General features: G+C 34.3%; 24 protein-coding genes and 4 tRNA genes. 21 read left to right on the top strand and 7 right to left on the bottom strand.

Annotated elements, in window-relative coordinates; translation table 11 throughout:
- Positions 1–105: 105 nt before the first annotated feature.
- Complete coding sequence (locus PGOND44_RS05200; protein WP_003437568.1) at positions 106–1,431, top strand: T9SS type A sorting domain-containing protein; 1,326 nt, start codon at positions 106–108, stop codon at positions 1,429–1,431.
- A gap of 240 nt (positions 1,432–1,671) precedes the next feature.
- Complete coding sequence (locus PGOND44_RS15535; RefSeq protein ID WP_155943797.1) at positions 1,672–1,788, top strand: cation-transporting P-type ATPase; 117 nt, start codon at positions 1,672–1,674, stop codon at positions 1,786–1,788.
- A 289-nt stretch (positions 1,789–2,077) separates the two neighbouring features.
- Here PGOND44_RS15535 and PGOND44_RS05205 read toward each other — a convergent pair whose 3' ends face one another.
- Complete coding sequence (locus PGOND44_RS05205) at positions 2,078–2,806, bottom strand: hypothetical protein (protein WP_003437570.1); 729 nt, start codon at positions 2,804–2,806, stop codon at positions 2,078–2,080.
- A gap of 424 nt (positions 2,807–3,230) precedes the next feature.
- Positions 3,231–3,304 (bottom strand) — tRNA-Arg (locus PGOND44_RS05210).
- Positions 3,305–3,367: 63 nt separating this feature from the next.
- Between PGOND44_RS05210 and PGOND44_RS05215 the strand changes: the two genes are divergently transcribed.
- The 7 genes from PGOND44_RS05215 (at position 3,368) to PGOND44_RS05245 (ending at position 8,475) form a co-directional block, all read left to right on the top strand.
- Positions 3,368–3,880, top strand: coding sequence for an adenine phosphoribosyltransferase (locus tag PGOND44_RS05215; RefSeq protein ID WP_003437571.1), 513 nt, complete (start codon positions 3,368–3,370; stop codon positions 3,878–3,880).
- 129 nt (positions 3,881–4,009) lie between these two features.
- Entirely contained in the window at positions 4,010–4,687 is a 678-nt protein-coding gene (folE, locus tag PGOND44_RS05220) for a GTP cyclohydrolase I FolE (protein ID WP_003437574.1), read from the top strand.
- Positions 4,688–4,690: 3 nt separating this feature from the next.
- Positions 4,691–6,184 carry a cysteine--tRNA ligase gene (cysS, locus tag PGOND44_RS05225; protein ID WP_003437577.1) on the top strand — a complete coding sequence of 498 codons (1,494 nt, stop codon included), beginning with the start codon at positions 4,691–4,693 and terminating at the stop codon, positions 6,182–6,184.
- Between the two features lie 5 nt (positions 6,185–6,189).
- Entirely contained in the window at positions 6,190–6,429 is a 240-nt protein-coding gene (gene yidD, locus PGOND44_RS05230; RefSeq protein WP_003437579.1) for a membrane protein insertion efficiency factor YidD, read from the top strand.
- 56 nt (positions 6,430–6,485) lie between these two features.
- A complete protein-coding gene (lgt, locus tag PGOND44_RS05235) occupies positions 6,486–7,301 on the top strand; it encodes a prolipoprotein diacylglyceryl transferase (protein ID WP_003437580.1) in 816 nt (271 codons plus the stop codon).
- Positions 7,302–7,457: 156 nt separating this feature from the next.
- Positions 7,458–7,940 carry a DUF192 domain-containing protein gene (locus tag PGOND44_RS05240; protein ID WP_003437582.1) on the top strand — a complete coding sequence of 161 codons (483 nt, stop codon included), beginning with the start codon at positions 7,458–7,460 and terminating at the stop codon, positions 7,938–7,940.
- A gap of 172 nt (positions 7,941–8,112) precedes the next feature.
- Positions 8,113–8,475, top strand: coding sequence for a CoA-binding protein (locus PGOND44_RS05245; RefSeq protein WP_040555809.1), 363 nt, complete (start codon positions 8,113–8,115; stop codon positions 8,473–8,475).
- On the opposite strand, the gene PGOND44_RS05250 is transcribed toward PGOND44_RS05245, so the two are convergent.
- A complete protein-coding gene (locus PGOND44_RS05250) occupies positions 8,431–9,885 on the bottom strand; it encodes a sodium:solute symporter (protein WP_040555810.1) in 1,455 nt (484 codons plus the stop codon). The two genes, PGOND44_RS05245 and PGOND44_RS05250, sit on opposite strands and share 45 nt — an antisense overlap.
- A gap of 83 nt (positions 9,886–9,968) precedes the next feature.
- Between PGOND44_RS05250 and recR the strand changes: the two genes are divergently transcribed.
- From recR to PGOND44_RS05265, 3 genes are all read left to right on the top strand, one after another.
- Positions 9,969–10,592 (top strand): recombination mediator RecR, encoded by a 624-nt coding sequence (gene recR / locus PGOND44_RS05255; protein WP_003437586.1) that lies wholly within the window; start codon positions 9,969–9,971, stop codon positions 10,590–10,592.
- A gap of 5 nt (positions 10,593–10,597) precedes the next feature.
- Positions 10,598–11,716: a glycosyltransferase family 2 protein gene (locus PGOND44_RS05260; protein ID WP_003437589.1), complete on the top strand. Its 1,119-nt coding sequence runs from the start codon at positions 10,598–10,600 to the stop codon at positions 11,714–11,716.
- A gap of 81 nt (positions 11,717–11,797) precedes the next feature.
- Positions 11,798–13,138 (top strand): dihydrolipoamide acetyltransferase family protein, encoded by a 1,341-nt coding sequence (locus PGOND44_RS05265; RefSeq protein WP_003437592.1) that lies wholly within the window; start codon positions 11,798–11,800, stop codon positions 13,136–13,138.
- A 91-nt stretch (positions 13,139–13,229) separates the two neighbouring features.
- Here PGOND44_RS05265 and PGOND44_RS05270 read toward each other — a convergent pair whose 3' ends face one another.
- Positions 13,230–14,141 (bottom strand): FKBP-type peptidyl-prolyl cis-trans isomerase, encoded by a 912-nt coding sequence (locus PGOND44_RS05270; RefSeq protein ID WP_003437595.1) that lies wholly within the window; start codon positions 14,139–14,141, stop codon positions 13,230–13,232.
- A 69-nt stretch (positions 14,142–14,210) separates the two neighbouring features.
- Here PGOND44_RS05270 and PGOND44_RS05275 point away from each other — a divergent pair, with 69 nt between their 5' ends.
- Positions 14,211–14,594 carry an RNA-binding S4 domain-containing protein gene (locus PGOND44_RS05275; RefSeq protein ID WP_003437598.1) on the top strand — a complete coding sequence of 128 codons (384 nt, stop codon included), beginning with the start codon at positions 14,211–14,213 and terminating at the stop codon, positions 14,592–14,594.
- A 7-nt stretch (positions 14,595–14,601) separates the two neighbouring features.
- Entirely contained in the window at positions 14,602–15,102 is a 501-nt protein-coding gene (locus PGOND44_RS05280) for a phosphoribosyltransferase family protein (protein ID WP_003437600.1), read from the top strand.
- On the opposite strand, the gene PGOND44_RS05285 is transcribed toward PGOND44_RS05280, so the two are convergent.
- On the bottom strand, positions 15,099–15,629 hold the full coding sequence (locus PGOND44_RS05285) for a shikimate kinase (protein ID WP_003437602.1): 531 nt from the start codon (positions 15,627–15,629) through the stop codon (positions 15,099–15,101). The two genes, PGOND44_RS05280 and PGOND44_RS05285, sit on opposite strands and share 4 nt — an antisense overlap.
- A 104-nt stretch (positions 15,630–15,733) precedes the next feature.
- Between PGOND44_RS05285 and PGOND44_RS05290 the strand changes: the two genes are divergently transcribed.
- The 4 genes from PGOND44_RS05290 to PGOND44_RS05305 all read left to right on the top strand — a co-directional run bounded on the left by PGOND44_RS05290 (position 15,734) and on the right by PGOND44_RS05305 (position 17,750).
- Positions 15,734–15,806 (top strand) — tRNA-Lys (locus tag PGOND44_RS05290).
- Between the two features lie 200 nt (positions 15,807–16,006).
- A tRNA-Lys gene (locus PGOND44_RS05295) sits at positions 16,007–16,079 on the top strand.
- Positions 16,080–16,428: 349 nt separating this feature from the next.
- A tRNA-Leu gene (locus PGOND44_RS05300) sits at positions 16,429–16,512 on the top strand.
- 305 nt (positions 16,513–16,817) lie between these two features.
- Positions 16,818–17,750 carry an endonuclease/exonuclease/phosphatase family protein gene (locus PGOND44_RS05305; protein ID WP_003437603.1) on the top strand — a complete coding sequence of 311 codons (933 nt, stop codon included), beginning with the start codon at positions 16,818–16,820 and terminating at the stop codon, positions 17,748–17,750.
- A 523-nt stretch (positions 17,751–18,273) separates the two neighbouring features.
- Here the strand turns inward: PGOND44_RS05305 and PGOND44_RS05310 are convergent.
- Together PGOND44_RS05310 and PGOND44_RS05315 are read right to left on the bottom strand one after the other, a co-directional pair.
- Positions 18,274–18,849 (bottom strand): DUF4136 domain-containing protein, encoded by a 576-nt coding sequence (locus PGOND44_RS05310; RefSeq protein ID WP_003437604.1) that lies wholly within the window; start codon positions 18,847–18,849, stop codon positions 18,274–18,276.
- Positions 18,850–19,150: 301 nt separating this feature from the next.
- A complete protein-coding gene (locus tag PGOND44_RS05315; protein ID WP_003437605.1) occupies positions 19,151–19,747 on the bottom strand; it encodes an MCP four helix bundle domain-containing protein in 597 nt (198 codons plus the stop codon).
- Between the two features lie 563 nt (positions 19,748–20,310).
- Between PGOND44_RS05315 and PGOND44_RS05320 the strand changes: the two genes are divergently transcribed.
- The 3 genes from PGOND44_RS05320 to PGOND44_RS05330 all read left to right on the top strand — a co-directional run bounded on the left by PGOND44_RS05320 (position 20,311) and on the right by PGOND44_RS05330 (position 23,433).
- The gene (locus tag PGOND44_RS05320) at positions 20,311–21,192 is read left to right on the top strand and encodes a YitT family protein (protein ID WP_040555812.1); all 882 of its coding nucleotides are present in this window, start codon (positions 20,311–20,313) and stop codon (positions 21,190–21,192) included.
- A 622-nt stretch (positions 21,193–21,814) separates the two neighbouring features.
- On the top strand, positions 21,815–22,972 hold the full coding sequence (locus PGOND44_RS05325; protein WP_003437611.1) for a baeRF7 domain-containing protein: 1,158 nt from the start codon (positions 21,815–21,817) through the stop codon (positions 22,970–22,972).
- Positions 22,973–23,205: 233 nt separating this feature from the next.
- Complete coding sequence (locus PGOND44_RS05330) at positions 23,206–23,433, top strand: hypothetical protein (RefSeq protein ID WP_003437614.1); 228 nt, start codon at positions 23,206–23,208, stop codon at positions 23,431–23,433.
- The last annotated feature ends 182 nt before the right edge of the window (positions 23,434–23,615 follow it).

A 23,615-nucleotide genomic window follows, 5' to 3' on the forward strand; every position in this document is an offset into this window, starting at 1 on the left:
CTAAAATACTGTATGCTTTTTGTAGGGTTTTTAATTATGGAATTAATGAAATAATAGGACTATATTTAAGGATAACTAAATTTTATAAACTATAAATTAAAAACAATGAAAAAAATTACAATTATTTTAATGATGGTATTAACCGCGACATTTGGGTTTTCTCAACAGGTCGTTGTTCAAGATTTTGAAGCTACTGATTCTTTTACATTTGCAGGCTTTGAGGGTTTGGGTAGTGTTGCAATAGGAACAGATCCAGCATCAGGTGGAACAAATGGAAGCAACCTTCAGTTAGAAAGTGTATCTACTGGAAATCCATGGCAAGGAGCAGAAATTGTTCAGCTTATAGATTTTATGCAATTAACAACGGACAAAACTTTATCGATTGATGTATACGCTACTCAGGCCTTTACTTTATTAGGTAAAGTTGAAATAGGCGGTCCAAATTCTGCAGCATCTCAATCTTACACAACTCCTAATCAGTGGCAAACACTTACCTTTACTTTTAATGAATCATTAGATGGAACTGGTGTTGCTGATGGAATCTATGAGAAGCTTGTATTTTTCCCAAATTGGAGTTCAAGTAACGGTGGTTTTGATGATCCAGCAGATTTCACAATATACATTGATAATTTAACTAGCGAAACGTCAACTCCAGATCCAGATCCAGAGCCAACTGTAGCTGCTCCAACTCCTCCAGAAAGATTGCCAGAAGATGTTATCTCATTATACAGTAATCAATATGATAACATCACCGTAACTGAATGGTCAGCTGAATGGGACTCTGCCGATATTGAAGACGTTGTGATTGATGGAAACGATACTAAAAAAATTACATTTGGTGGTTTCTTAGGCGTTGATTTTGCTGCAAACGCATTTGATGCTACAAATATGACGTATTTTCACATGGATTTTTGGGTTGCTAACCCAGATCTAAGTGATAAAGTATTTAACCCAAAATGGTCCAACCATCTTGGAGCTGATGGAGAAACAAATGCTTACGACTATACCAATATACTTATTGATAGCCCATCAGGAGAATGGATAAGTCTTGATATTCCACTTGCTGATTTTGTTCCAGTAAACGGAGCAGACAGAAGCGCTTTTGCTCAGTTTTTAATAACATCTAATATTGGTGGAGTAGCATATGTAGACAACATTTATCTACACAATCAAACCTTAAGTACCAACCAATTTAGCCAAGCTGACTTTACAGTGTATCCAAACCCAACACAAGATGTATGGAATATCAAAACAACTGTAAATATTTCATCCGTTAAAGTTTACAATTTAATGGGGAATCTTGTATTGAACCAAAAAGTTGATGCTAATGAAGCCGTAATATCTTCTGAAGGATTAGCGACTGGTGTTTACTTTGTTAAAATTGAGAATGAAGCCAACTACTTTAAAACAGTGAAAGTTATTAAAAACTAAACGAGTTTTAATTTAATAATCAAGGCTTGTACTGATGTACAAGCCTTTTTTTGTGGGATAAATCAAAAATCGGCTTTAATAGACTTCAATATCTATTTAAAACAAAATAACTTTAGATCATTTACTCTAAAGCTATTCTGATGTAACTTTATTAACATATTTTTTATTCGTTTTCTTTCGCTAATTTAGAGCAAGGCAACATAACTTGATATTCTAACCTTACCTAAACCACACCTATAAATGAACTGGTTTCAGACTGAAAAAGAAAAGGTATTAGATGAGCTTGAATCGAGCCGTAAAGGAATTTCAGATGAAGAAGCAGTAAAGCGTAAAACCATCTACGGCCCCCAATACTGATAATTCAAATACTGAAAAGAGTGGGGTGGGTTGAGTAGTTACTTCTATACACTAAAACTTTAGTTTGGAGAACTAAAAAAAGCGCTGTTTTTCTATCTAATTAACTCTAGGTAAATTAGTAAAAGAAGATAATGGACCAAGAAGTTTTTGTAAACACATCAATGAATAAGCTAATTTAATAAACTGAAGAAACTGAGCTATTTTAAATACTTTTTTAAAACAAAAAAGGCCGAGCAAATTTAATAGTTGACTCGACCTATTATCATCAAAATAGAATTGTACGTAAAAATTAATTAGACAACTCTTCATTGAGTTCCCAGATATAAGACCAAGAGCTACCTACAGCCATCCTCCAGTTGTCCATCATTTGATTGGCTTTTTTATCGCCGTGGACTTTTTTGTATAAAGCAAAAGGTCCATCTTTTTTATCATCTTCGTCTATTGCTGCATAACTGCTAAACAAATCAGTTACCATATAATCAGGATCATCTTCACCTCCACCCATAAAAGAGTACCAGTAACCTCTTGCCTCGCCTTCTTCTGTGGCAAGAGTCCCTGATACATCTTTTATGATCTCAGAAAATAAAGCTCTATTATTAACTTTAAAATAAGTAACCCAAACCAGTTTACTATCTGTACTTAAGGTTTTTTTACTCCAATCTGGTAATGTTTTAGAAATAGCATAATGCGATTTTTCAACGTGAGGCATAATAAAGGTCATTGCTATCATTCTACAGGACTTACCAGCCATATCCTCTTTGTCCATATCGGCCCAGTTTGGCATATAACCAGTCACGCCATAGACGTTACCATCGCCTTGAACTCTTGACCAAAAGTTCCAAGAATTAGTTCCTTCATTTTCGTTGTAACACTCTTTCCATTTTTTAACGCCCTCCATAAATTGAGCAGTGTGTCCCTGTTTGACCGTAAATTCGGTCATGGATAACATTCTCTTTTCAAAAGTTTGTGACATCGCCATAAGCGGTAACACCAGTAAAATAATAAATAGCTGTTTCATAATTTAATTTTTAAATTAAAAATTGTTTTGTTCATTATACAACTGCAAAGTATTTAACATTCCATTAGAAGTCAATCACATGTTAATGTGGTTTTAAGCTATAAGTTTAACTAACACACCAATTTATTATTCTTGAAAATGATTTTTACTGAGAATGCTAACACATGTCCTCGAGGCTTGAGAAATTACAAACCTTAAAATTTTGGATCTGAAGAGTTGAAATAGTATATTACCATAGAAGAAATTATGGTCAAGTATGTGGACAAAAAAGCAATAGATTGCATATCCTAAGTAGGGCACATTATACAAATACAAATGGGGGAGACTTTAAAAAAGATCTTAGCGCTTTAAATAAAAAAATCCAATCAAGCAAAAGCTTATTGGATTTTTGATACTTAAATCACAACACAGTTGTGAGTAATTGTGACCACGGCAGGATTCAAACCTGCAACCTTCTGAGCCGTAATCAGATGCGCTATTCAGTTGCGCCACGTGGCCCTTTTTGGGAGTGCAAATATATTTCTTTTTATACTTTTACCAACACATTATAAAGTAAATATCATGGAACTTAAAAATTATATCAGAACTATAGACGATTTTCCTAAGGAAGGCATCTCTTATAAAGACATCACACCTCTACTGCTCGACCCCACGGCGATCTCTTTTGCCGTTTCAGAAATCATAAAAGGCCTAGAAGGACAACCTATCGATAAAGTTGTAGGCATAGAATCTCGAGGTTTCCTCTTGGGGATGCTTATTGCAAAAGCACTAGACGTAGGATTTGTACCTATTCGTAAACCTGGGAAACTGCCAGCAAAAACCATTTCTCAGTCCTACGACCTAGAATATGGCAGCGACACAATCGAGATTCACGAGGACGCCATTCAAAAAGGAGAACAGATTTTACTTCACGACGATTTATTAGCCACAGGAGGAACAGCAGCAGCTGCTTGTCGTCTTATCGAAACTCTTGGAGGAGAGATCGCACAAGTCAATTTCATCATTGAACTAGACTTTCTACAGGGTCGAGAATTGCTTCCAAAAGACAAAGTGAAGTCTTTAATCCATTTTTAATCTGAATCAAATTCAGAAAAATTACAAAAGCTTAGTTAATTTATAGCCGAAAAACCCGATAAATAAGTCGTATGGGATAAGAAATTTGGCAAAAAACCTATCTTTGCGACCTCTAATTATACAAGACAAATGAGTGATCAAAATAAAGAAAATCTAATTGAAGAACTAGGAGATAATCACATTGCTACCTCTTACGAAAATCCTATAAGAGAGGATGCTTTTGAGATGAGTGATGATGAAAAGATTGAAAAAATAAAAGGCCATGTTCACCAAATCATGGAAACCTTAGGTATGGACATGACCGATGACAGTTTACAGGGGACTCCAAACCGAGTCGCTAAAATGTATGTGAACGAAACCTTTGGCGGTTTGCATCCCAATAAAAAACCCAAGGCGTCTACGTTTCAAAACAACTATAAGTACGGTGAAATGTTGGTTGAGAAAAACATTACCGTCTATTCTACCTGTGAGCATCATTTGCTCCCTATCATTGGCAGAGCTCATGTCGCTTATATTTCCAGCGGAAGAGTAATTGGTCTTTCAAAAATGAATAGGATTGTGAATTATTACGCTAAGCGCCCTCAAGTTCAAGAACGATTGACCATGCAAGTGGTTAAAGAGTTGCAAAAAGCGCTTAAAACAGAAGATGTAGCCTGCGTTATAGATGCTAAGCACCTTTGCGTGAATAGTCGCGGCATCAATGACATTGAAAGTAGCACGGTGACTAGTGAATATGGAGGGAAATTTAAAGATGAAAATGTGAGAAGAGAACTTCTCAACTATATCAAATTAGATACTAAATTTTAATACATGGCTTTATACGAGCACCAATCCCTGAAGATTTATAATTCCATTACAGGACAAAAAGAGACCTTCCAACCTATCACTGAAGGCTATGTGGGCATGTACGTTTGTGGACCAACGGTTTACAGCAATGTTCACTTGGGAAATTGTAGAACCTTTATCACTTTTGACTTGGTGTTTCGATACTTAAAGCATTTAGGTTATAAAGTACGTTACGTCCGTAACATCACCGATGCGGGCCACCTAGAGAACGATGGTGAAGAGGGAGAAGACCGTATTGCTAAAAAAGCTAAAGTGATGGAGCTAGAACCAATGGAAGTGGTTCAAAAATACAGTATTGATTTTCACCAAATTCTCGAAAAATTCAACAATCTACCTCCTAGTATAGAACCTACTGCTACTGGCCATATCATTGAACAGATTGAAACTATCAAAACAATTATCGACAAAGGACTTGCTTACGAAGTCAATGGTAATGTGTATTTTGATGTCATTAAATACAACAAAAAACATCACTACGGAAAATTAAGCGGACGAAAAATTGAAGATCTTATTTCTAACACCAGAGAACTTGCGGGACAATCTGACAAAAAAAATCCACAAGACTTTGCCTTATGGAAAAAAGCAGAAGCTCAGCACATCATGCGCTGGCCCTCTCCATGGGGTGTTGGTTTTCCTGGATGGCATCTAGAATGTACTGTGATGAGTTCCAAATACCTAGGCGATGAATTTGATATTCATGGCGGAGGTATGGACCTTAAGTTCCCTCACCACGAATGTGAAATTGCTCAAGGTCAGGCTGCAACAGGTAAAGATCCGGTAAACTACTGGATGCATGCTAATATGCTAACCCTCAACGGCAAAAAGATGTCTAAAAGTACTGGAAATAACATTCTACCCCGAGAGTTGTTTAGTGGCGACAATGAAACACTTTCCAAATCGTATACTGCACCAGTGATTAGGTTTTTCATGCTTCAGGCCAATTACAGAAGTATTCTAGACTTTTCTGACGAAGCTTTATCTGCAGCAGAAAAAGGCTTTCAAAAATTGATGGAAAGTCTGTCCACTCTAAAGGTCTTAAAAGCTTCAAAAACTTCAGATTTCAATGTCAATGCATGGAAGGACAAGTGCTATGAAGCGATGAATGACGATTTTAACAGCCCCATACTTATTGCGCATTTATTTGAAGCAGTTAAGCAAATTAATCTTGTAAAGTCTGGGGATAAAAGCCTAAGCCGAGAAAGTCTTGATCTGTTATCAAAAACCATGGACGACTTCATTTTTGAGGTGATGGGACTCGAAGATTTGGAAGACACTTCAAAAAGTAAAGGAAATACAGATGATTTCAAAGAACTTATTGAATTTATGATTCAGATGAGAAATCACGCTAGGCTTAATAAAGACTTCGAGACGAGCGATAAAATAAGGGATAAATTATTGGAGATGGATATAGAGTTAAAAGACCAGAAGGAAGGGACTAGCTTTACGATCAAATCTTAAAGATGATGTGGCGAAAAGTATTAATTTTTCCATTTTTGGTGCTTATAAAAGCTTACCAATGGATACTTTCCCCACTTTTAGGCGCTAACTGTAGATTTCAACCAACTTGCTCTCATTATGCCTTCCAAGCTTTAAAAACACATGGTGTCCTCAAAGGCTTATACTTGAGTATCATACGCATTTCAAAATGCCATCCTTGGGGAGATTCTGGATATGATCCAGTTCCAGAGCCCAAAAAACAGTAAGATTAACCGCTCAGGTTTCAATTATAATTATATTAGCTTTTTTAAATAACAGAATTATGCTCCATGCTATCCAGTGGGACCCGTCTTTAGGTCTAGATATAGGTTTTTTTATGATTCGATATTACAGCCTTATGTTCCTCATCGCCTTTGGGACTGGGTTTTATATCATGAAAAAGATATTCTCCCAAGAAGGGGTTTCTTTAGAAAAGCTAGATAAGCTGCTCATTTACACCATACTTTCTACCTTAATTGGGGCTAGATTGGGCCATGTTATTTTTTATCAACCCGAATTATTTCTGGAAGATCCTTTATCTATCTTTCTACCCGTGAGCTTTGTTCCCGAGATTGAATTTACTGGTTTTAGAGGTTTAGCAAGCCACGGAGCTGCCATAGGTATTGCTATTGGTATGTATTTCTACAGCAAAAAGGTAGTTCAAAAACCTATTTTCTGGATTTTGGATCGGATTGTAGTATCTGTATCCTTGGGAGCAGGTTTTGTAAGAGTCGGCAATTTTTTGAATTCAGAAATAGTAGGTAAAGCCACTACCTCCGATTTTGGTGTTGTGTTTGTGCAACTTGGTGAAAGTTTTCCAAGACATCCAGCTCAGCTGTATGAGTCTATTTGTTATTTTATTTTATTTGCTGTCTTATCTTTCCTCTTTTGGAAAACTAACTTAAAACAAAAAAAAGGAGTTCTTTTTGGAGTCTTTTTCGCCAGCTTATGGACCATCCGTTTTATTGTAGAATACGTCAAAGAACCTCAGGTTGCAGATCGTGCCGATTGGATATTCAACACTGGACAACTCCTGAGTTTACCTATGATTTTAATTGGCTTAGGGATTATTTATTTTTCTTCAAGAATACCAAATTAAACCTATAATGCCGCAACAAATCGTTTCTTTTTCGCATGCTTTTTATCAAAAATAATTACCGTAACTAAGGCTATGCTAATTATTTTTAACTTCAATCAATCAAAAATAATTCAATTTATTTATACGACATTATAAATTTAATTTGGAGTAAGTCTAATGCAAAAGCTTAAAATTTTAGTTGTCTTGAATGTTATAAGTGTCTTGTTCTCATGCCAGACAGATAAAAATAGGGAAACTGACCTTACTCAAACCTTTTCTTTCCGAAAAGATACGTTGCTCAAATTCGTGAAGGATATGGATACTCTCCCCATCACTTTTGAAATTGAATTAGCTCAAAGCGACTACCAAAAAGAAACTGGCTTAATGCATAGAAAGCAAATGAAGATTGATCAAGGAATGCTTTTTATATATGAGGATCAAAGAAAGCGACAAACGTTCTATATGAAAAACACATTTATCCCTTTAGATTTAATATATCTCAATTCAGAAATGGAGATTGTAGATTTTAACCTAAAGACTAAACCACTTTCAGAGGACTATATTTCATCGGGAATTCCTTCAATGTATGTGCTGGAAGTGAATGCTGGTCTAGTAGAGAGGCTTCAATTGGAGAAAGGAGACTTTGTTATTTTAAACTAAAAAAGATGATTAAAAAATCACCTTTTTTGAAAACAAAATTTACTAGAGGCTAATCCAAGTAATAATGCTTTATAGTATAAACGAGAAAAAACGAAGAATGTTACGACCATTAACACACTTTAACGAGTTGATAATCAAACTCTAATAAGTTTAAACAAAAAATATAATTAAAATGGATTATAAAACTCTAGTCATTGGCGCTTCGGAAAAACGCAGTCGATATGCTAATAGCGCGATACTCGCCTTATTGGAGAAGCAACATGATGTGAAAGCTGTTGGAAAGCAAAAAGGTCACGTTAGTAGTGTGGATATTGTAACTAAACCACCAAAGGATTCCGATATCCATACAGTAACTTTATACATCAATCCGAGTTTACAAAAAGAGTACGAAGATTATTTACTTCAGCTTAAACCAAAACGTGTCATCTTTAATCCTGGCACAGAAAATCCAGAGTTACAAAAAAAATTGAAAGCTGCAGGCATTGAAGCTTTAGAAGCTTGTACCTTGGTTCTTTTGGCGACGAATCAATATTAAACCTAGAAAGGTTAAAAGCCCATTCAAAATCAATATAAAAAAGCCAAATTCAAACTTGAGATAAGTAAAACTAAGCTGACTTAAAATATAAGATAAAACTGGAGATAGTATAGCAATAATAGGAACCCATTTATCCTTCACCTCCCATTTTGTAAATAAACCAAAGGCGTAAAGTCCCAGAAGTGGCCCGTAGGTATACCCCGCAAATTCAAATAACTTATTAATTACGCTTTTGTCCTCTATAGCATATTTGAAAATCATCATAACCGCTATAAGAACTAAAGAAATGATAATATGAATGTATTGACGGACTTTGGTTTGTGAAGCTTCAGAATATCGCTTTTGAATATCTAAAATATCAATACTAATAGAGGTCGTTAAAGAGGTTAACGCGCTATCTGCACTAGAATAAGCCGCTGCTATGAGCCCAAGAATAAAGGTAATAGCCACACTGACTCCCAAGACGCCAGAGGTTGCAATAGCTGGAAATAAATCATCTTTGATTTCATTAATTCCTGCAACATCTGCGAAATCTGTTAACAGCAAACCTAAAAGAAGAAATAAAAAGTTGACAACAGTCAAAACTAAAGTAAACCAAAAGATATTTTTTTGAGCATCCTTTAGTGTCCTGCAGGTCAGGTTTTTTTGCATCATATCTTGGTCAAGTCCTGTCATCACAATAGCGATGAACATTCCCGAAATAAATTGCTTAAAGAAGAAATCTGAGCTTTTATAATCTTCAAAAAAGAAGATTTGAAAATTATCGTGAGCCCCTAAATACCCCCAAAGGCTTTCAATTTCAAGGGCATCAGAAATATAGTAAATGGAAAACCCTAGTGCTACAAGCATAAATAGGGTTTGCAGGGTATCTGTCCAGACAATAGTTTTGATTCCGCTTCTAAACGTATAAAGCCATATCAATAAAATAGTGATACTCACCGTGACGTAATAAGGAATACCAAGAGCATCAAAAACAATCAGTTGCAATACATTGGCTACTAAAAAAAGCCTAAAACTCGCTCCAACGATTCTGGAAAGTATAAAATAAGAAGCTCCTGTTTTGTAAGCATAATTTCCAAATCGAGACTCTAAGTAAGTATAAATTGAAGTCAGATTCAATCTATAATAGAGAGGCATAAGGACCAAGCTTATAACTGCATATCCAATAGTATATCCTAACACCACTTGGAAATAACTAAAGCTGTCAAACTCTACAGTTCCCGGAATGGAGATAAACGTTACTCCACTAAGGGAAGCTCCAATCATGCCGAAGGCAACCAAATACCAGGGAGATTGTTTATTGGCCTGAAAGAATTCACTGTTATTCCCACTTTTATTAGTCAGAAAAGAGATCAGAATTAAGACAATAAAATAAGCTAAAACGAGGAGTAGGATTTGGTAAGCCTGCATACTTTAATTTTGGAAAGCGAAAGTACAAATGTTTTCATAAAATTTTTATAAAAACAAAACTCAAAATTGTATTTTAGCCACGTATGGAGTTTTCATCTAAGTTTCTTGAGAAGGCGATTGAAGAAATTGCTTTACTTCCTGGTATCGGTAAGCGAACTGCACTTCGCTTGGCTTTACATCTATTAAAACAACCACAGTCTCAAACCACGGATCTTGCAAAAGCTTTGGTGGATTTAAAGACAAAAGTGAAGCAATGCAAAAGTTGCCATAATATCTCTGATAAGGAGTTATGCGGAATTTGTGCAAACCAAAGCAGAGACCACTCTATAATTTGTATAGTTGAAGACATAAGGGATGTCATGGCTATTGAAAATACCGAACAATACAAGGGAATTTACCACGTTTTAGGTGGTAAAATAAGCCCAATGGATGGAGTTGGCCCCAATCAATTGAACATAGAGAGTCTGGTTGATAAGATCAAAACTGGAAAAGTTACAGAAGTGATTTTTGCTCTAAGCAGTACTATGGAAGGGGATACCACCAACTTTTATATCTATAAACAAATACAAGCTTCGGAAAATACGCTTAAAACGTCTACAATAGCTAGAGGAATTTCAATTGGAGATGAGTTAGAATACGCAGATGAAATTACGCTAGGAAGAAGCATTCTTCAACGCGTACCTTTTGAAAATTCTTTAAAAAACTAAGCCAATTGAAACTTTCAATCGTTATACTCAACTATAAGGTACCACATCATTTGATGCTATGCTTAGATAGTGTTACTAAAGCTATTGAGCATCTGGATGCAGAAATTATTGTTGTAGATAATAAATCTGAAGATGAAAGTTGTGAGTTCGTCAAAACATTTTTTCCAAATATTATTTTAATTTCAAATACTGAAAATCTAGGATTTTCCAAAGGAAATAACATAGGAGTAAAACAGGCAAAAGGCGAATATTTGTGCATCTTAAACCCTGACACTGTATTACCAGAAGATTGTTTTACAGAGCTACTAGTCTTTCACAAAGAACTCCAAAACCCAGGGGCTATTGGAATTCAATTGATAGATGGATCGGGAGAGTTTTTAAAAGAGAGTAAGCGCAATGTTCCTACACCAAAAGTGGCTCTTATGAAATTATTAGGTAATTGCACTCAGTATTATAATCTAGAATTGAACCAAAATGAGAAAGGGAAAACCGATATTTTAGTGGGTGCTTTTATGTTTATGAAGACTTCCTTATATAGACAAGTCAATGGTTTTGACGAAGATTACTTTATGTATGGAGAAGATATCGACTTGAGTTATAGAATATTAAAAGCAGGTTTTCAAAACTATTACTTTGGTGAAATTCAAGCTGTACATTTTAAAGGAGAAAGTACAACAAAAGACCAAGTTTATTTGAATCGTTTTTTTAATGCTATGTATATTTTTTATAAAAAGCATTTTAAGAATTATAAAACATCTTTTAAGCTCGTAAAACAAATTTTTAAACTTACCAAAACTATAGAGGAAATCCGACTAAAAAGCCTAAAAGCAATAGATACATCCAAAAGAAATACACTTATCATAACTGAAGACTCTTGTTTTACGAGACAAATCAAATCAAAAAGAGCTTATGAGGTAAACTGTGCTAATAAAATACCTAAAGAGTTTACTGACACCTTTATCATTTTTGATACTGAGTTTATTTCTTATAAAGATTCTATAGAGATACTAATTAACAATAAGCTTAAAAATAATATATTTCGATATAGACCAAGTAAGCAAAATTTTATCATTGGAAGTGAGAGCAAGCATTTTAAGGGTGAGATTTTAAAACTGAACGAATAAGTTAACGTATTAAAAATATAAGTGGCTTAAATTTAGTAAATTTGCAATCTTAAATATAAAAGTACCTGTTAGGTTATATATATGGCAAAGAAAGAATTGAAATTACCCAAAATGGGAGAAAGTGTTGCGGAAGCAACAATTACCACCTGGTTGAAAGAAGTTGGAGATACGATAGAAGCCGATGAAGCTGTTCTCGAAATTGCTACAGATAAAGTAGATTCTGAAGTTCCAAGTGAATATGATGGAGTTTTAGTTGAAAAATTGTTTGATGTTGATGATGTAGTCAAAGTGGGCGAAGTGGTCGCTATTATAGAGGTAGAAGGCGAAGATTCTGATGAGAATGAAGAGGAATCTACTATAGAAGTAGAAGGCGAAGACTCCGATGAGAATGAAGCTGCCTCTGCTGTTGAAGAAAGTGTGAAAAGTGCTAAAAGTTCAACTGAATCTACTTCAAACTATTCTGACTCTTCCAAATTTTATTCTCCGCTAGTTAAAAATATTGCTGACAAAGAAAATATTACAGTAAAGGAGTTAGACAAAATTAAGGGAACTGGCCTAGATGAGCGAGTCACCAAAGATGATATCCTTACTTATGTAAAGACTAAAAAAGAAAGTGGAAATTCTGTTGAACAATCTGTTACTAAGAAAACCCCAGAGCCTAAAAAGGCTACAAAGACCGTGGCTAAACCCAGTACTCCAGTAAATATAAATGCAGATGACGAAGTAGTGGAGATGACTAGAATGGGTAAATTGATTTCTAGCCACATGATTGCGAGCACGCAGACTTCTGCGCATGTGCAATCCTTTATTGAGGTAGACGTCACAGATATTTGGAATTGGAGAGGAAAGCATAAGGCAGCCTTTCAAAAAAGAGAAGGTGAAAAACTCACCTTTACCCCTATTTTTATGGAGGTCGTTGCTAAAACCATAAAAGACTTTCCCAAGATCAATATCGCAGTTGATGGTGATAAAATCATCATGAAAAAACATATCAACCTAGGAATGGCAGCAGCTCTACCAGATGGAAATTTAATAGTTCCTGTCATAAGAGATGCAGATCAACTCAATCTTTTGGGCATGGCCAAGAAAGTAAATGACCTTGCAGGAAGAGCTAGAAATGGAAAGCTAAAACCAGACGAAACTCAAGGAGGAACTTACACGGTTACCAATGTAGGAACTTTTGGAAGTGTGATGGGTACACCAATTATCAACCAGCCACAAGTAGGAATATTAGCCTTAGGTGCTATTAGGAAAGTTCCTGCTGTAATTGAAACCCCAGAAGGTGACTTTATAGGTATTCGTTACAAGATGTTCTTATCTCACAGTTATGACCACAGAGTAGTTAATGGTGCTTTAGGTGGACAATTTATTCAACGAATGAAAGAATATTTGGAGAATTTTGATACTGATCAAACTATATAATTAGACCTTCATATTTGCACATAAAAAAATACTAACTAAACTTAAACTAAAGAGTTTTTTTATGTGCGTGAAAGATTTAATCTTCATCCGTTTAAGCATCTTCTGGAAAAGTGGGATCTAAATAATCTGGGGTACCGTTTCCATTGGAATCTGGAAGGATAAGATTCCCCTCAGCGTCAAACTCAATTTCATCTTCGGTAAGTGTACCATCACCATCGTCATCTATATCCGCAAAATCTGGGATATTATCGCCGTCACTATCATCATTGGTTATTCGCCTATCCTCATTAATATCTTCCATCCACGAAGGAACGCCATCTCGGTCGTGATCGGATTCCTTAGATTTGTAAAGTTGAATATTGAAAACTATTGGTTCATAAGCTGCAATACCAGACCCGCTAGGGGGAGTTGCATAATAAGCTATACCAGAAGGAATAAACACAGTTCCAATACCAAAGTTATCATCAAAACTGATTGTACCATCAGGGTTTTCTTGAAAACTTGTCGCCCCTCTGAACTCATCCATGACCTCGTAAAATCCTCTAATGTTATTGGTCAAATCAAACCAAATTGGATTAGGTGAAGCATCAAATGTTTGGTTTTCAAATAAAGAAAATCCTCTGTAAGTCACCAATACAGAATCAGCAAATGTTGGCTGCCTTACGGACTCTGCCCCTTCTCGAAATTTTAAATAATACAATGTATACTCTACGTCCTGCTGAGTAACTGGTTTGGATTCTAAAAATTCTGAATTTATAATAGGTTCTTCATTAGCGTTGTCTCCAGCAATCGTATCAAACACGATATTTTGAAAATTTGGATTTTGGGGATTATCTTCGAATCTGTAAAAATGTGTACTTAAAAATTCTTCAATTTGAAGCATATTTTCATCCTTCACTTCTTCAGGATCTTTAAGCTCTACTGGCTCACTGGTATCGTCATCATCACTACATGAAAAGATAAAACCAAGCATTAGTATAAAAAGCAATCTTTGTAATTTCATTTAACTGTAATTTTTGTCGCAAGATACGATTTTCTTCTATTTTTGTTAGACGATAAAAATTTGATTTTAATGAGAGTTGATAAATATTTATGGGCCATAAGGTATTTCAAAACAAGGAGTATTGCGACGAATGCATGTAAAAAAGGGCATGTCAAAATAGGTGGAGATTCTGTAAAGCCCTCTAGAAATGTCTATCCTACAGATAAGCTAGAAATAAGAAAAAATCAAATCCATTACAAAATAGAAATTCTAGACCTTCCAAAGTCGAGGGTTGGAGCTAAGCTTGTTGCTATCTATTGTACTGATATTACTCCAAAAGAAAATTTAGAAAAACTAGAACTACTCAAGTATTCTCAGGACTACTATCGAAAGAAAGGAGCAGGAAGACCCACCAAAAAAGATAGGAGAGAACTGGACGATTTAAAAGAAAATGCCAAAGACGATATTGAATAAAACGAACATGGAAACAAGCCCAACTTTAATTTTATCTGAAGAGGATATCTACATTAAAATCAAACGAATTTCTTTACAAATTTTAGAAACCTGTTTGGAGGATAAGGTAATTATTGTCGCTGGTATTTATAAAAATGGCGCCTTACTTGCAGAGCTAATTTCAGCACAGCTAAAGGAATTGACAGACACCAAGGTGGTATTAGCAACGGTTACTATAGACAAAAAAAATCCATTACATTCTGTTCAGGTATCTATAGAGCCCTCTTTATATGAGAACAAAAGCGTTATTCTCGTCGATGACGTTCTGAATACTGGATCAACACTCATGTTTGCTGCCAAACACTTTTTAGATGTGCCTTTAAAACAATTTAAAACTGCTGTATTGGTCGATAGGAACCATAAGAAATACCCGATTAAAGCAGATTTTAAGGGGATTTCGCTATCCACATCTCTCAATGAGAGGGTTGAAGTAGACTTTAAGTCTCCAGCTAAAGCAGAACTGATTTAAGTATTTTGATTTAAAAGAGACGTCAATTCATCCAGACTTACTGATATACCTTTTCCTGTTACATTTAGAACATGATCTGCCATAAAGTAAAACTGTTGGCGCTCAAACAAGTGCTTTCTTAAAAAATCTTCAAAATCACTCTTAGAATTTAGATGAGCTATTACTGGTCTTGATTCTTTTTGTTGAAAAAGTCTATCCCTTAATTCTTCAAGATTTAACTTCACATAAACAGATGTGACATCTGTAGCTTCCATAATCTGCTTCATATTATCTGCATACACAGGAGTGCCCCCACCAAGAGACAAAATATAATCTTCCTTTTTGGAAAGAATTTCGGTTAATGCTTCCGCCTCTACCTTTCTAAAATAAATCTCTCCTTTGAGTTCAAAGAGCTGTGGTATCGATAATTGCTCTTTATTTTCGATGTAATGATCGAGATCTATAAAGGGAAGATTAAATGTTTCGGCAATCAGCTTACCTAAAGTTGACTTTCCAACCCCCATATATCCTAATAAAACTAACTTCATATCTTGTATCTTTGAACAAATTAAAAATCTTTCAAATTTAATTTATTTTTACTTGAAATAACGAAGGAAGATATTATATTTGCACCCGCAAAAAGACGCTAAAAGATCTGATAGCTCAGTTGGTAGAGCATCTCCCTTTTAAGGAGAGGGTCCTGGGTTCGAGCCCCAGTCAGATCACTATTTAAGTTCAGATTTTATTGGGCGAGAAGTTTATCCTGAGCAAACCGATAGGTGAAGTCGAAGGGAGCCCCAGTCAGATCACTATTTAAGTTCAGATTTTATTGGGCGAGAAGTTTATCCTGAGCAAACCGATAGGTGAAGTCGAAGGAAGCCCTAGTCAGATCATTTTTTTATTTCAAGTTCTTAGTTTATTTCAAGATCTGATAGCTCAGTTGGTAGAGCATCTCCCTTTTAAGGAGAGGGTCCTGGGTTCGAGCCCCAGTCAGATCACTATTTAAGTTCTAAGTTGGTTGGGCGAGAAGTTTGTTCTAAGTTGGTTGGGCGAGAAGTTTATCCTGTGCAAACCGATAGGTGAAGTCGAAGGAAGCCCCAGTCAGATCACTATTTAAGTTCTAAGTTGGCTGGGCGAGAAGTTTAGCCTGAGCAAACCGATGGGTGAGTCGAAGGGAGACCTAACCATATCATTTATTAGATTTTACTTAATTCGTTTTGAGGGTAAATCCATTTTTTAAATTTATAAATATATACCTTCATTTCTGACTATATTGATAAATTCTTTCAAAATCCATTTTAGAAATTATCAAAAGTCTCTTTAAGGGTTTATATTTGTATTTATTATGCCCAGGTGCTGGAATTGGTAGACAGGCATGGTTGAGGGCCATGTGTCCTTTGGGGTGTGCGGGTTCAAGTCCCGCTCTGGGTACTCTCTAAACTCCTACAAGACAAAAGTTTTGTAGGAGTTTTTTTTGTGAAAAATCTTTATTCACTCTAGTTTAAACTAAGTTTTTCTAATATTAAGATATATTCAATGCTGAGTTCAACCCATAAGTGCAAAACTTTTATGTTTTAGGACTTCAATTGGGTCATGATAATTAAATCTTTAAATTAAATACTTGTCATTCGTTTGAATCAATAATTCGTGCTAACTAATAAACTTGAAATACTAGTTAAAATATATATATTTAAGCTTCTAAAAGTCTGCGATATCGGCAGACATAATTTAAGGATATGAGTAGATCTTTTCTAAGAAAAGGAACTTGGATAGGAATCATTGGGATTTTAATAGTCTCCATTTTACCGAATATCAGTTCTGATTATTGGTTATTCGATATCCTTTCCAATTTCAAATTACAATACCTAGTCATATCAGTTCTGCTGCTCATTATCTCTAGCTTTATACTCCAACATAAGGTTTTGGCTTTAGGATTTATTGTGATATCGATACTATGGAACTGTTATTATATAGTACCTTATTATCTAACCTCTCCTAATTTAATATCGAAAAGCAACTTTAAAATTTCAAGTCTTAATCTATTATCAAGTAACACAAAAATCAATTTAGTTAAAAGTTATATCCAAAAAGAGGATCCTGATATACTGGTTCTAATGGAGTTTACACCAGAATGGAAAAGACATTTAATGCCTATACTAAAAAATTATCCTTATAAAAAAATCCTTACAAGAACTGATAATTTTGGAATTGCATTACTGAGCAAATTTGAGATGAACAGCTCCATTGACTATTTTGAATTAAACAACAAACCCTCTATACGTGCTGAATTAAAGATTGAAAACAAAAGCTTTACACTCATTGCCACACATCCTATGCCTCCTATGAATCAGTCAGCTTTCGAAAATAGAAACAAACAACTATTGAATATTGTGGACAAGCGATCTAGCTTTTCAGAAAATTTAATTGTTATAGGAGATTTCAACACCTCCTCCTTTTCAAATCATTTTAGGGCTTTAGTTAAAGGAGACTTAAAGGATACCCGAATTGGTTTTGGACTTTTGCCGACATGGCCTGCAAGGTTTAGAATGCTACAAACAACGCTTGACCATTGTTTAGTTTCGGAAAATTTAATTGTTTTAGACAGATCTGTAGGAGAAAATATCGGTTCTGATCATTTACCAATCAAAATTAGTATTGGGACAAATTAAATGACTTATCTCAAGAAATGGGTGTCAAGCCCCCAACTAAAAACTGCTTTAATATTTCTTTTTTGTACCTACCCCCTATTTTAAGACTTCAGGAAAGCTCAAACTATCCAAACCAAAGACAACAGGCATAAAAAATAGTATACCGCCAGTTTGATTGCAATAGTAGAGATAATATTCATCTGGAAGTCTTTCTTAACCATGTCCGAAACCTTAAGGTAGTTATACCAAAACCTATAGCGTTAGGAGATGTGCCCCATACAACGTAAAAACACAAGATACTGATGAGATCTAGGCAAAAGATCACTAACTTAAGGGGTATCTCTAAGCTGAGAGCTACAGGAGAAAGAACAGGAAGCAGGCCAAATTGGAGGTTTCAACTTTAAAAATGCTTGGACAAGTGGGTTTTTGGTTGTGAAAGCAATTTAATTCTCTTAGCCTTTCTTCAACTTTATAAATTAAAAACGAAAAAACTGCCAGAGATATCTGACAGTTAATGATTAGTCAATGTTCAAACTATTTGAAGTTACATTTTTTTAATCGGGTACGCATCAAACACATCATCTATCAAGTCTGCAATAGCTTCAGTGGTACTTCCAGAATAAATATTATCTGTGGTAATTCCTTTCCAAATTGTTTTTTTAGATTCTGCATCAATTAAATCTATGATCAATGTTCCCTCTTTATATTTATAAACATCTGTATCATAACCTACAATTCTATTTATAGAATTATAACTATTGTAGTAATAATTGTTATAGTATGGATTTACCCTGGTTGCTGTTGGGTACCTAGAATAGGGATATGTGGCATACACTGGATCGGTTTCGGAATAACTTTCAGAATCAGTTTTAGTACTTATTAATACCAATACATCTGGATTATCTCTATCCATACGGAAACCTTCCTGTTCTATCTGTTTTTTCACTGAACTTAATACTGTTTCACTTATCATCTCCTCATCTATAGATTTATTTTTCAATTCCATAGAATTTGGTAGAAAAGCGTACGTATCATAGTTACTCAAATCTGCACTTGGCGCTTTTACGGTTGTTACACTAGATCCGCAAGAAATAAGCGCGGATGGAATAATTAAAAGCAATAGTAATTTTTTAACAGTTTTTATATTAAATGTTTTTAATTTCACATAAATTTAATTAAACTATTACAGTGAAAATGCTTTTTAACAAGTCTTATGAAGGTTTTAACCTCTGCCAGTTTAAACTTTAAGCCTTTGCCAAAGGTTTGTTTGTCAATAGAGTTAGCGAGTATAACAGATAGAGTCCGCTAGAGCTATCGCTAGTTCTTTGATATGGACAGCTTCCGACATTTCAAAAATTAAATCTGAAACTACTAGTCTATCTTCATAAATAGTAACAACCGAATCCTTAACTCGAATAAATTTATTTCTTTTTCGGCTTATACATCACGATAATCTGAATTATAATCGCTAAAAAAACTAGTAAATAGATTTCAATTTGGGTAAACAATTCAACTGTATCGATAGCTTTTCGGCTAATAGACATCTGTTTTCTACCCTCATTGATCTGAATTTTAGACAGCCCGGATAAGTTTTGCTGAAATTCTGAAATCTGCTGGTTTAAAAGCTCTTTTTCCTTAAATTTAGATTTAATATAGGTACTTTCTAAAGTCTTTAAAGTCTCAAAATTATTCTTAAGCTCTTCAAAAATTTTGCTTTCGTTTTCAGTTAGCCTTGTTAACTCATATCTCGATATCAACTCCCCTATCTCTTGGTTTGCCTCTTTGTTTTGCTTTGTATAATAGATGGAATCCGTTAAAGCTATCGCTAGTTCCTTGGTATGAACAGCTTCCGACATTTCAAAAATCAAATCTGTAACTAGTAGCCTATCTTCATAAATAGTAACAACTGAATCCTTAACTCGAATAAAATTATTCCTATCGATTAAATTTGTTGAAACGATGATAACAAAAACCATTAAAATACCTAGAACCCATTTTAGTTTATTGTAAAAACCCATAGAAAATCATATATAAATAACAAATTAATTTCAATTTCACCTTGCCGATATGCTCCCAAACCTTTTGTAGAAAACTTTAGTTTAGACCTCATAAGTTAACGTAAATATAAAGTATAATTTCTGTATGCCATCACCTACAGGAGATTTTCAGAGACTTCTGCATTAGCTAATTCCTCATATTTATTATTTGAAATAAATTATTTAATCCAGACTAAGGGTGGATCACAAGGAACTACTCTGACGAGAAAAGACTCTAAAAGGAATAAAATTTTAACTCAAATCTACAAGGATCTCTAAACACTAGAATAATAAGAGCCCTCTCAACAAAGCTATTTTATTATAAGATCTCCACATCCAATGAAATATAGTATATCTAAATGGAGAACAGCAAAGCGTGAAAAAGAGGTTTAAGGCAGAATGATTTAAAAGCTTTGACCTATGATCTTAAAAATAAAATGAGTTACTCGGTTATATTGATTAAAAAAAGATGAAAACGATACTGGATAATGTTATTTTTAGGCACGATTCAGGTATTTAAACTGAAGAGCATACAGATAAGTACTATGAAGAGAATTTTATCAGAGATTTTTCAAATTGCAATAGGTATTTTTCTTGCTAGTATAGGCCTTAAAATGTTTTTACTTCCAAATGGTTTTCTAGATGGTGGTGCAACGGGTATTGCAATTTTACTGAGTGAACTTTTCGATATTGATATTTCCTTTATCCTCTTACTTGTCAGTATTCCATTCCTCATCTTAGCATGGTTTAGCTTGTCTAGACGAATTTTCACAAAATCGTTAATTTCAATCATTTTGTTAGCAGTAATCATCCATTTCGAAAACTTTGCTTCAATTACAGAAGATAAACTTCTCATTGCCATTTTTGGAGGTCTATTCTTAGGGGCTGGGATTGGATTAACTATTAGAAACGGCGCTGTCTTAGACGGTTCAGAAATATTGGGAATATTCTTAAATGATCGTTTGGGAATTAGCATAGGAAGGGTTATCCTCTTTTTTAATGTGATTTTATTTGGAGCTACTGCATTATTACTTTCTCTAGAAATAGCCATGTACTCAATTTTGACTTTTATTGTTACCGCTAAGGTTATTGATCTTATGATTGAAGGTTTTGAAGATTACGTTGGCTTAATGATTATTTCTAAAAATACAAATTCAATTAACGAAGGGCTTATCAGGATTGTAGGAACTGGTACCACTTTATATCAGGGAGCGGGAGGTTTTGGAAAAAGAGGCACTCAACCTAAAAATGATATTATTCATACAGTCATCAATAGGGTTGATATCAGAAGAACATATAATTTAATTGACGCAATAGATAAGAAGGCCTTTATTATTGAATTCGATGTTAACCACATTAAAGGGGGGATTTATACAAAAGTACTTTCTAGAGAGGGTCTGAAAAAGCTGTCGCCAACTAAAAATTAAGGTGAAATATAGCTTCAAATAAAAAAATTGAATTGAATTTAGTAACACTAAATCTAACGAATACGTCTCAAATTCTCAGAGGTCTCAACTACAATTAAAATGGTAAAATCTACTATTAAGAATATAAACCAAAAGCACTCCTCCCTCCTTTCTTTTAAACTAGTCTTGAAGTAGATCATAAAAATACGGGGTAAAGCTCCATTTAAGGGGTTGTCTTATCTAAAAAAAACACCTGTTGCCACTCGAAGGCTTTCCTGAATTCATCGATATGGATAAGTTTTATCAAAAATCAAAAAACAGGATTTATACAATCCTTGTGGTCTTTCTAAACGACTTGAGGAGAGAATTTAATTCATTTCATAAAGCAGGCATATCTATTAAATTAAAAAACTGTCTATTTCAGGTCATACTTCTATTCAATAGTATTTAAAATATTCTTAAATTAGGAGGTAAAAGGCTTTGTGTTTGTTAATTTTCAAGGGGATTACAAATGAGTTTCAGGAAGTTTCTCTAATCTGGAATAAAGTTATGATTAGAAATAAGGATCCTTTTAAATTTTCAATAGAGCTTTTCAAAATCCAATAAGAAAACCTGAAAAGAAATTAATTAAAAAAATAAAGAAATGATTACAAAAAATGAACTTTTAAAATTAGCCGAAGAGCATAGTCCTTTTTGCGTTTCTATTTTTATACCAACCCATCGGGCTGGAAAAGAAACCCTACAAGGTCAGGATAAGAGTAGGCTAAAAACTCAGCTTAAAAAAGTTAAAGTCAAACTTGAAGCACAAGAATTGAAGGATAAAGAAATTGACGAGTTTGTACAGCCTATCCAAGATATAATTGACAATAGTGACTTTTGGAGACACCAATCTGATGGATTAGCTATCTTTCTTTCTAAAAATCAATTTAAAAAATATACAGTTCCAGTTCATTTTGAAGAATTCAACTACGTATCCGATGGCTTTTATCTAAAACCAATGATGCCCCTTTTCAACGGTGATGGATTGTTTTATTTACTAACTCTTAAAAATGATGAAGTCAAATTCTATGAAGGAACTCGATATACCATTACTGAAGTAGTGACTCCAGAAGAAGTTCCATCAAGATTGGAAGACGTGGTTGGTTACGATTTTGAGCAAAAAAATCTACAGTTTAGATCTGGTCAACAAGGAGACAGTAATTCTGGGATGTATCATGGTGCTGGAGAAGGAAAAGCAGAAGAGTTGAATGAGATGAAACGTTATTTTAGAGCAGTAAATGATGGAATAATGACGATGCTGCATGATGACCAAAAACCACCATTAGTAGTGTGTTGTCAAGATTTTCAATTCCCTGTTTATAAAGAAGTAAGTACTTATCAAAATCTTTACAAAGAACATGTTTCAGGAAATCCAGAGGATAAAAACATTAATCAACTTCATGAAGAAACTTGGAGTCTATTACAAGCATATTTCAGCAAAAGTCGCGAAGAAAAACTTAACTTATATGCTGAACATATCGGAACAGGGAAGGCTTCTGCAGACATCAATATGATTATAAAGGCGGCAATTGAAGGTAGAATAGATAGTCTATTTGTACAAAATGGCGCTGAGATATTTGGTGAATATGATTCCAAGAGTCAAGAGGCAAATATTCAAAGTGAACTTACAAACGACAATATTTCTTTACTCAACCTTATCGCTTTAAAGGTTTTTAAGAAAGGCGGAAACATTTTCATAATGGAAAAAGAAGATATGCCCGATAAAAATCATAAAAAAGTAAATGCCCTGTATAGATATTAATTTATCTCAAGTCAAATTATAGTTTCAAAATCCCTGACTTTTAATATTGCCAATCGTTGAGGTACATTTGGAAAAAATCGTTCCTAACGAGGAAATTAATATATTTAAATAAAAAAATGAACAGACCGAATAATACAAAATAAATTATGATTGGAATTCTTATCTTATTTATAGTAGTCGGAATTTTAATAAAATATGGAAAAATGTATTTTTTGATGGCTAGTTAAACTCCTATGCCCAAAGAAGAAAAATATGACATTGAGGGGGTTGCCAATGTTTTAAGGAATGCAATGTTCGGAATGGCATTACTTATTATAATGGGATTTTTAATTGCAAAAGGGATTGAAAACCCCGAAGTTGAATATTATTCGTTTTGGACTTCAATGATTACTGGGATTCCATATCTTTTAATTAAATCGAATTCAAAAAAATACAAGAAAATGGACTCAAATAGTGAATAGAATAAAAAGCGACACCACAACAGAATACTGTGGTATAACAAGTAAAAAAGAATTATCTAACCTACACCCCCTTAATAAAGCTCTAAATAAAGTCTCGTATCTTTTTTGTTATTCGGTTGCTCATCGATTCTCTTTGTAAAACGCTAAGCTGTTTTTCTAGGGTTTCAATACCTATATTTTAC

This window comes from Psychroflexus gondwanensis ACAM 44 (assembly GCF_000355905.1).
GTDB lineage: Bacteria > Bacteroidota > Bacteroidia > Flavobacteriales > Flavobacteriaceae > Psychroflexus > Psychroflexus gondwanensis.